Consider the following 6,275-nt stretch of genomic DNA (forward strand, 5'->3'; position numbering starts at 1 on the left):
CGTGAGGCGCACGCGCTCGTCGATCGCCTTCTGGATCCGGTTCCGGGAAAGCCGCGGGATCATCCGCTGCAGGAACTGGTCGAGGCGGATCCCCGCGAAAGCCGGGCCGACCTTGAACCGGGCGGCGCTTGCCTTGGACTCATCCATGCCGAGGGTCACTCTAGCGCGCGCCGGCCGCCCGCGCCCCCTATAATCGCCCCCCGTCGGCCGGCGGCCGCCGGCCCGGAAGAGACCATGTCCGACCCCGAAAGCGACACCGACGCGCTCCCCGCGGTCTCCGTTCCGCGGCGGGGGCAACTGGAATCGGAACGCGCCCGCTTCGCCGCGCGCGCCGACGGCGGACGCCTCGCCGAAGGGCTCGAGCCGCCGCCTCCCACCCGCGTCGCGGCGGTGCGCGCCTTCGTCCGCGATCCGCGCCACGTCGTGCTCGTCTGGTCTTTGCCCGGCGGCGGACCCGCCGCGGCGCCGACCAGACCGACGCTCCGCCTGCTCGACGAGACCGGCGCGGCGCTCCACGAAGGGGCCGCCGACGAGCCGAACGGGACGCGCCACGTGGACGTTCCTCCCGACCGGGCGATGCGCGCGGAGGTAGGGGCGTGGAGCGCCGAGGGGAGCTTCGCGGTCTGGGCGCGGAGCGGCTGGCTGCGGACTCCGCCCGAACTCGCCGGGCGGCGCGGCGACGTCGCGCGCGCCGTCCCGCCGAACGTGGACCTGCGGGCGCTCTTGGCCGCGGAGCCGCCCGCGGGGGCCGGGTTCCGCCCCTCGCCGCCGGACGATCCGGCGGAGCGGCTGCGGGCGCGGCTGGCGGCGGCCGCCGTCCACGGCGATCCGGCGGACGACGCGACGCGGGCGGCGGCCCGCGCCGCCGCGGCGCCCCCCGTCGTCGCCGCATCGCGCTCGCTCCCCGTCTCCGCCGCAGCCCCCGCGGGGCCCTGCGGCCCGGCCTTGTCGTCGCCGGTCCGGAGCGCCGCGTCGGGCGCGCCGCCGACCGCGGGCGCCGGCCGCGAAGAGCGGGACGCTTCGGCGGTCATCGCGGACGCGGACGCGCCGCGCGTCGGACCTCCGGCCGCGGAGGACGCCGCGGCCGCGGGGGAGGAGGAGCGCGCGCCGTCCGCGTCGGCGCCGATCCGCCTCGCCCCCTCTTCCGACGCCTTCCTTCCTCCTCCCGACGGAAGCGCGCGTTGAGCCCGCGGCGCGGCGCGCTCGTGCTGATGCTGCACGCCCACCTGCCGTGGGTGCGGCATCCCGAGCACCCGTTCTTCCTCGAGGAACACTGGCTGTTCGAGGCGGTCGTCGAGACCTACCTGCCGCTGCTCGAGTCGTGCCGCGCGATGGTCCGCGACGGCGTGCCGTTCCGGCTGACGGTGGACGTCTCGCCGACGCTCGCCGCGATGCTCGCCGATCCGCTGCTCCGCAAGCGGACGACCGCCTACATCGACCGCCTGCTCGACTTCCTGCCGCGCGAGGCGGAGCGCGCCGCGGGAAACCCCGCGTTGGCGAAGGTCGTGGCGTTCTACCGCGAGCGCCTGACGCGCCTGCGCCGCCTCTACGTCAAGACGCTCGATCGGGACATCCTCGCCGAACTCTCGCGTCTCGCGCGGGACGGCGTGCTCGAACTCGCCGCCTGCCCGGCGACCCACCCGCTGCTGCCGCTGCTGATGGACCGGCCGGCGCTGCTGCGCGGCCAGATCCGCACCGCGGTGCGCGAGCACGAGCGGGTCTTCGGCGTCGCGCCGCGCGGCGTCTGGCTGCCCGAATGCGCCTACGCGCCGCCGCTCGAGCGCTACCTCGCCGAGGCCGACCTGCGCTGGTTCGTCGTGGACGCGCACGCCTTCGACGCCGCGCGTCCGCGCCCCGCCGCGGGCGTGCACGCGCCGCTCTCGACCGAGTACGGCGTCGCCGCGTTCGCGCGGGACATCGACTCGGCGCGGCAGGTCTGGTCGGCGCAGTTCGGCTATCCGGGCGATCCGCTCTACCGCGAGTTCTACCGCGACGCGGGCTGGGACCTGCCCGCCGACTACGTCGCGCCGATCATCGACCCGTCGGGCGAGCGGATGTTCACCGGGCTCAAGTACCACCGCGTGACCGACCGCGCCGGCTCGCGGCGCGAGATCTACGACCCCGACGCGGCGCGGGCCCGCGCCGACCTGCACGCCGGCCACTTCTTCGACGCGCGGGTCGCCGCGGCGCGCGCCCTCGCGGCGCGGCTCGGCCGTCCGCCAGTCGTCGTCTGCCCCTACGACGCGGAGCTGTTCGGCCACTGGTGGTTCGAAGGCCCGTGGTTCCTCGAGCAGGTCGTGCGGAAGATGGCCTACGACCAGGACGAGCTCGAGCTGGCGACCCCCTCCGACGTTCTCGGCCGCGTCCCGGAGCGCTCGGTCGCGTCGCTCGAGGCGAGCTCGTGGGGCGCGGGCGGCTACTTCGAGATGTGGCTCACCCACGCCAACGAGGGACGGCTTCCCGCGCTGGCCGCGGTGGAGGACCGCTTCCTCGCGCTGCTCGCCGAATACGAGGGGCGCGCGCCGTTCGTGGACCGCGTCCTCAAGCAGATGGCGCGCGAGGTGATGCTGGCCGAAGCGTCCGACTGGGCGTTCCTCGCCGCCGCGGGGACCGCGTCGTCGTACGCGCAGAGCCGCTTCCGCGGCCACGTGGACCGCTTCGCCGCGCTCGACCGGATGCTCTCCGAAGGGGCGCTCGACGAGGCGCTCGTCGCGGAGTGCGAGCGGCGCGACCCGCTGTTCCCGTCGCTCGATTTGGCCGACTTCGTCTGACGGTCGGACGCCCCGCGCGGCGCGGAGGCGGCCCGACCCGCGGGGCGGGAGCGTCGCGCGCCGCGGCGAACTAGAATCCCGCCATGGCCGCTCTCACCGACACCTTCGCCCGCATTCGGGTCGTGCTCGTCGGCCCGACGTACGACGGCAACCTCGGCCAAGTCGCGAGGGCGATGCGCAACTTCGGCCTGTCGCGGCTGACGCTCGTCGGCGGCAAGGCCGATCCGGACGCCGACGAGGCGCGGTGGTTCGCGCGCGCCGAAGGACAGGCGGTCCTCGACAACGTCGTCCGCCGCGACACGCTGGCCGAGGCGCTCGCCGACTGCCGCTGCGTGATCGGCACGTCGCGCCGCCAAGGGCACGCCCGCGGGCACGGCTCGTCGCCGGCCGACATCTTCGCCGCGACGACGCCGTGGAGCGCGCCGTGGGAGACCGCGATCGTCTTCGGGCGCGAGGCGCACGGCCTCTTCACGGAAGAGCTCGACCTCTGCCAGCATCACCTCGTGATCCCCTCCGACGAGGCCTGCCCGTCGCTCAACCTGGCGCACGCGGTTGTCGTCGTCGGCTACATGCTCTCCGAGGCCGCGCGGGCCGACCTCGCACGCCGCGCGGAGGCGGCGGTCTCCGACCCGGAGACCGACCCGGCGCCGCACGACGTGCTCGAGGCGATGTACGCGCAGGCGCGGCGCGTCTGGAAGCGGATCGGCTACATCCAGACGCCCAAGCCGAGCACGCACCTGCGCCGCTGGAGGCGGATCTTCGGCCGGGCGAAGCTGACCGAATCGGACGTGCGCGTCGTGCGCGCGATGCTCCACCAGACCGACTGGGTCGCGGAAATCGCCGAGATTCCGCAGGGCGGTCCGGAGGAGGCGCCGTCGGGATTCTTCGACAAGCACCGCGTCCATCTCTCCGTCGGCGCCGAGGAACGCGAGCCGGCGCCGTCGAACGGTCGCCCGCAGGACGCGGACGGGGACTGAGCGAGTTCTGACCGGCGTACAATCGCCCTTCGGTTCGCCGCGCGCGCGGCGGGAGGAGCGAGTGGCCGACATTCTGGCTTTCGAGAACATCCACAAGAGCTACGGCGACGTGGCCGCGGTGCGCGGCGTCTCGTTCGGCGTGCCGGAAGGGGAGGTCTTCGGCCTCCTCGGGCCGAACGGCGCCGGCAAGACGACGCTGATCCGCATCCTGATGGACATCATCCGCGCCGACGAAGGGCAGGTGAGGCTCTTCGGCGAGCCGCTCGACCGCGAGCAGCTCGACCGGATCGGCTACCTGCCGGAGGAGCGCGGCCTCTACAAGAAGCAGAAGGTCGCCGACGTCCTCGCCTACTTCGGTCAGCTCAAGGGGCTGCCGCACGGCGAGGCGCGCCGCCGCGCCGTCTTGTGGCTGAAGAAGGTCAACCTCGAGGAGACCGTCTCCTGGAACGTCGAGCGGCTCTCCAAGGGGATGGCGCAGAAGGTGCAGATCGCCGCGACGCTGCTCTTCGAGCCGCCGCTGGCGATCCTCGACGAGCCGTTCTCCGGGCTCGACCCGGTCAACGTGCGCCTCGTGCAGGACATCATCATCGAGCGCCGCCGCGCCGGCCTGACGACGATCCTCTCGACCCACCAGATGAACATGGTCGAGGCGCTGTGCGACCGCGTGGCCCTGATCAACAAGGGGCAGCTGATGGTCTACGGCGAGGTCGAGGCGGTGCGCGAGCGCTGGTCGAAGCCGGAAGTCCGCGTGGGGATGAACGGCGCGGAGCCGCCGGCGGTCGCCGGCGTGCTGCAGAAGCGGCGCGAGGACAACGGCAACTGGCGGCTGCTGCTCGACGAAGGGGTCCTGCCGGCGGTCGTGCTGCGCGACCTGGTCCAGGCGGGCGCGCCGGTCCAGCGGTTCGAGAAGGTCCTGGCGCCGATGGAAGACGTCTTCATCAACGTCGTCGAGGGGGTGCGGCAGTGATCCGCTGGCGCAAGGTCAAGGCCGTCGCGTCGTTCGAATTCCTTTCCACCGTCAAGCGGAAGGGATACCTCATCGCCACGTTCGGCATGCCGATCTTCATGCTCGCCTACGTGGCGGTGATCGGCTTCTTCAGCGGCTACGCCGTGGCGAAGAAGGAGAAGGAGATCAAGCTCTACGGCGTGGTGGACCACGCGCAGGTGCTGCGCCTCGAAGGGGACGCGGCCGCGCCGCTGCCGCCGCTGCCGAAGGAGATGCAGAACTTCCTCGCCGCCGCCGGCCAGCCGGCCGAGGTCTCGCGGGCGATGGGGCGCGGCAACGCGATCTTCCGTCCGTTCGCCGACGAGAACGAGGCGCGCGCCGCGCTGCAGGCGCAGAAGGTCCGGGGGTACTACGTCGTCGCCGACGACTATCTGCGCAGCGGGCGGGTGGACTCGGTCGTGCGCGAGGGGTCGCCGCTCGACTCCCACGGCGCGGGAGACCAGCTCGGCGAGCTGCTCGTGCAGCGGATGCTCGCGGGGAAGGTTTCGGACGACGTCGCCTCGCTGGTCAAGCAGCCGATCAAGACGGGGAAGAACCTCACCTACACGAACGAGGGACAACTCGTCGAGAAGAGCGTCAGCCAGGAAGTGGCGAAGATCGTCGTGCCGATCATCTTCATGATCCTGCTGATGGCCTCGCTCCTCGCCAGCGCCGGCTACCTGCTGCAGGCGGTGGCCACGGAGAAGGAGAACAAGGTCGTCGAGGTGCTGCTGTCCTCGGCCGACCCGGACGAGATCCTCGCCGGCAAGTTGCTCGGACTCGGCGGCGCGGGGCTGATCCAGATCGCGGTCTGGTTCTCGATGGCCGCCGCGGGCGGGACGGCGACGGTGATGTTGATGTCGATCGCCGGCGTGCAGATCCCCTGGCTCGCGATCTCGCTCGGCGTCGCCTACTTCGTGCTCGGCTACCTGCTCATCGGCAGCCTGATGATCGGGACCGCCTCGCTCGGCAGCACGATCCGCGAGAGCCAGCAGCTCTCGATGGTCTGGTCGATCCTGACGGTCGTGCCGATGGTCGCGCTGAACTCGCTGCTCGCCGAGCCGAGCGGCCTCGTGGCGCGGATCCTGACTTGGATCCCCTTCACCTCGCCGCTGACGATGATCATGCGGCTCTCGATCGACCCGCGCGGCGTCGCGTGGTGGGAGATCGTCGGTTCGCTGGCGATGCTGGCCCTCGGGATCTACGCGGCGATCAAGATCGGCGCGCGCCTCTTCCGCGTCGGCGTGCTCCTCTCCGGCGCGCGGCCGAAGCTGCGCGAGATCCTGCGGCAGGCGGGGCTGGCGCCGCGGCGCGCCTGAGCGCGTTTCCGCATTCGCGAAACGAAACGGGCCGCCCTCGGGCGGCCCGTTTCATGTTCGGAGCGGAAGCGCGGAATCAGTTCTTGTCGGCTTCCGCGGCGTTCTCGGACTGGGCGGCGCGGGCCGCGTTGCGGTGCGACTTCACGGACGCGAAGACGATGAAGGCGAACGCCACGCCGGTCATGGCGAGGGCGACGATCGTGCCGATCTCCATAAATCACCT

6 protein-coding genes are annotated in these 6,275 nt (G+C 72.6%); 5 read left to right on the forward strand and 1 reads right to left on the reverse strand.

Annotation, left to right across the window (positions count from 1 at the left end; all coding sequences use genetic code 11):
* Positions 1-234 precede the first annotated feature (234 nt).
* The 5 genes from LLG88_15240 to LLG88_15260 all read left to right on the forward strand — a co-directional run bounded on the left by LLG88_15240 (position 235) and on the right by LLG88_15260 (position 6,052).
* The gene (locus LLG88_15240) at positions 235-1,185 is read left to right on the forward strand and encodes a DUF4912 domain-containing protein (GenBank protein ID MCE5248261.1); all 951 of its coding nucleotides are present in this window, start codon (positions 235-237) and stop codon (positions 1,183-1,185) included.
* Entirely contained in the window at positions 1,182-2,771 is a 1,590-nt protein-coding gene (locus LLG88_15245) for a DUF1957 domain-containing protein (protein ID MCE5248262.1), read from the forward strand. Before LLG88_15240 ends, LLG88_15245 begins: the two co-directional genes overlap by 4 nt.
* Positions 2,772-2,854: 83 nt before the next feature.
* Positions 2,855-3,748 carry a TrmJ/YjtD family RNA methyltransferase gene (locus tag LLG88_15250; protein MCE5248263.1) on the forward strand — a complete coding sequence of 298 codons (894 nt, stop codon included), beginning with the start codon at positions 2,855-2,857 and terminating at the stop codon, positions 3,746-3,748.
* Positions 3,749-3,809: 61 nt separating this feature from the next.
* Positions 3,810-4,715 (forward strand): ATP-binding cassette domain-containing protein, encoded by a 906-nt coding sequence (locus LLG88_15255; protein ID MCE5248264.1) that lies wholly within the window; start codon positions 3,810-3,812, stop codon positions 4,713-4,715.
* Positions 4,712-6,052 (forward strand): ABC transporter permease, encoded by a 1,341-nt coding sequence (locus tag LLG88_15260; protein ID MCE5248265.1) that lies wholly within the window; start codon positions 4,712-4,714, stop codon positions 6,050-6,052. The genes LLG88_15255 and LLG88_15260 overlap by 4 nt, the downstream gene beginning before the upstream one ends.
* Positions 6,053-6,128: 76 nt before the next feature.
* Here LLG88_15260 and LLG88_15265 read toward each other — a convergent pair whose 3' ends face one another.
* Positions 6,129-6,266: a hypothetical protein gene (locus tag LLG88_15265; protein MCE5248266.1), complete on the reverse strand. Its 138-nt coding sequence runs from the start codon at positions 6,264-6,266 to the stop codon at positions 6,129-6,131.
* Between the last annotated feature and the right edge of the window lie 9 nt (positions 6,267-6,275).

It is taken from the genome of bacterium (assembly GCA_021372775.1).
Taxonomy (GTDB): Bacteria; Acidobacteriota; Polarisedimenticolia; order J045; family J045; genus JAJFTU01.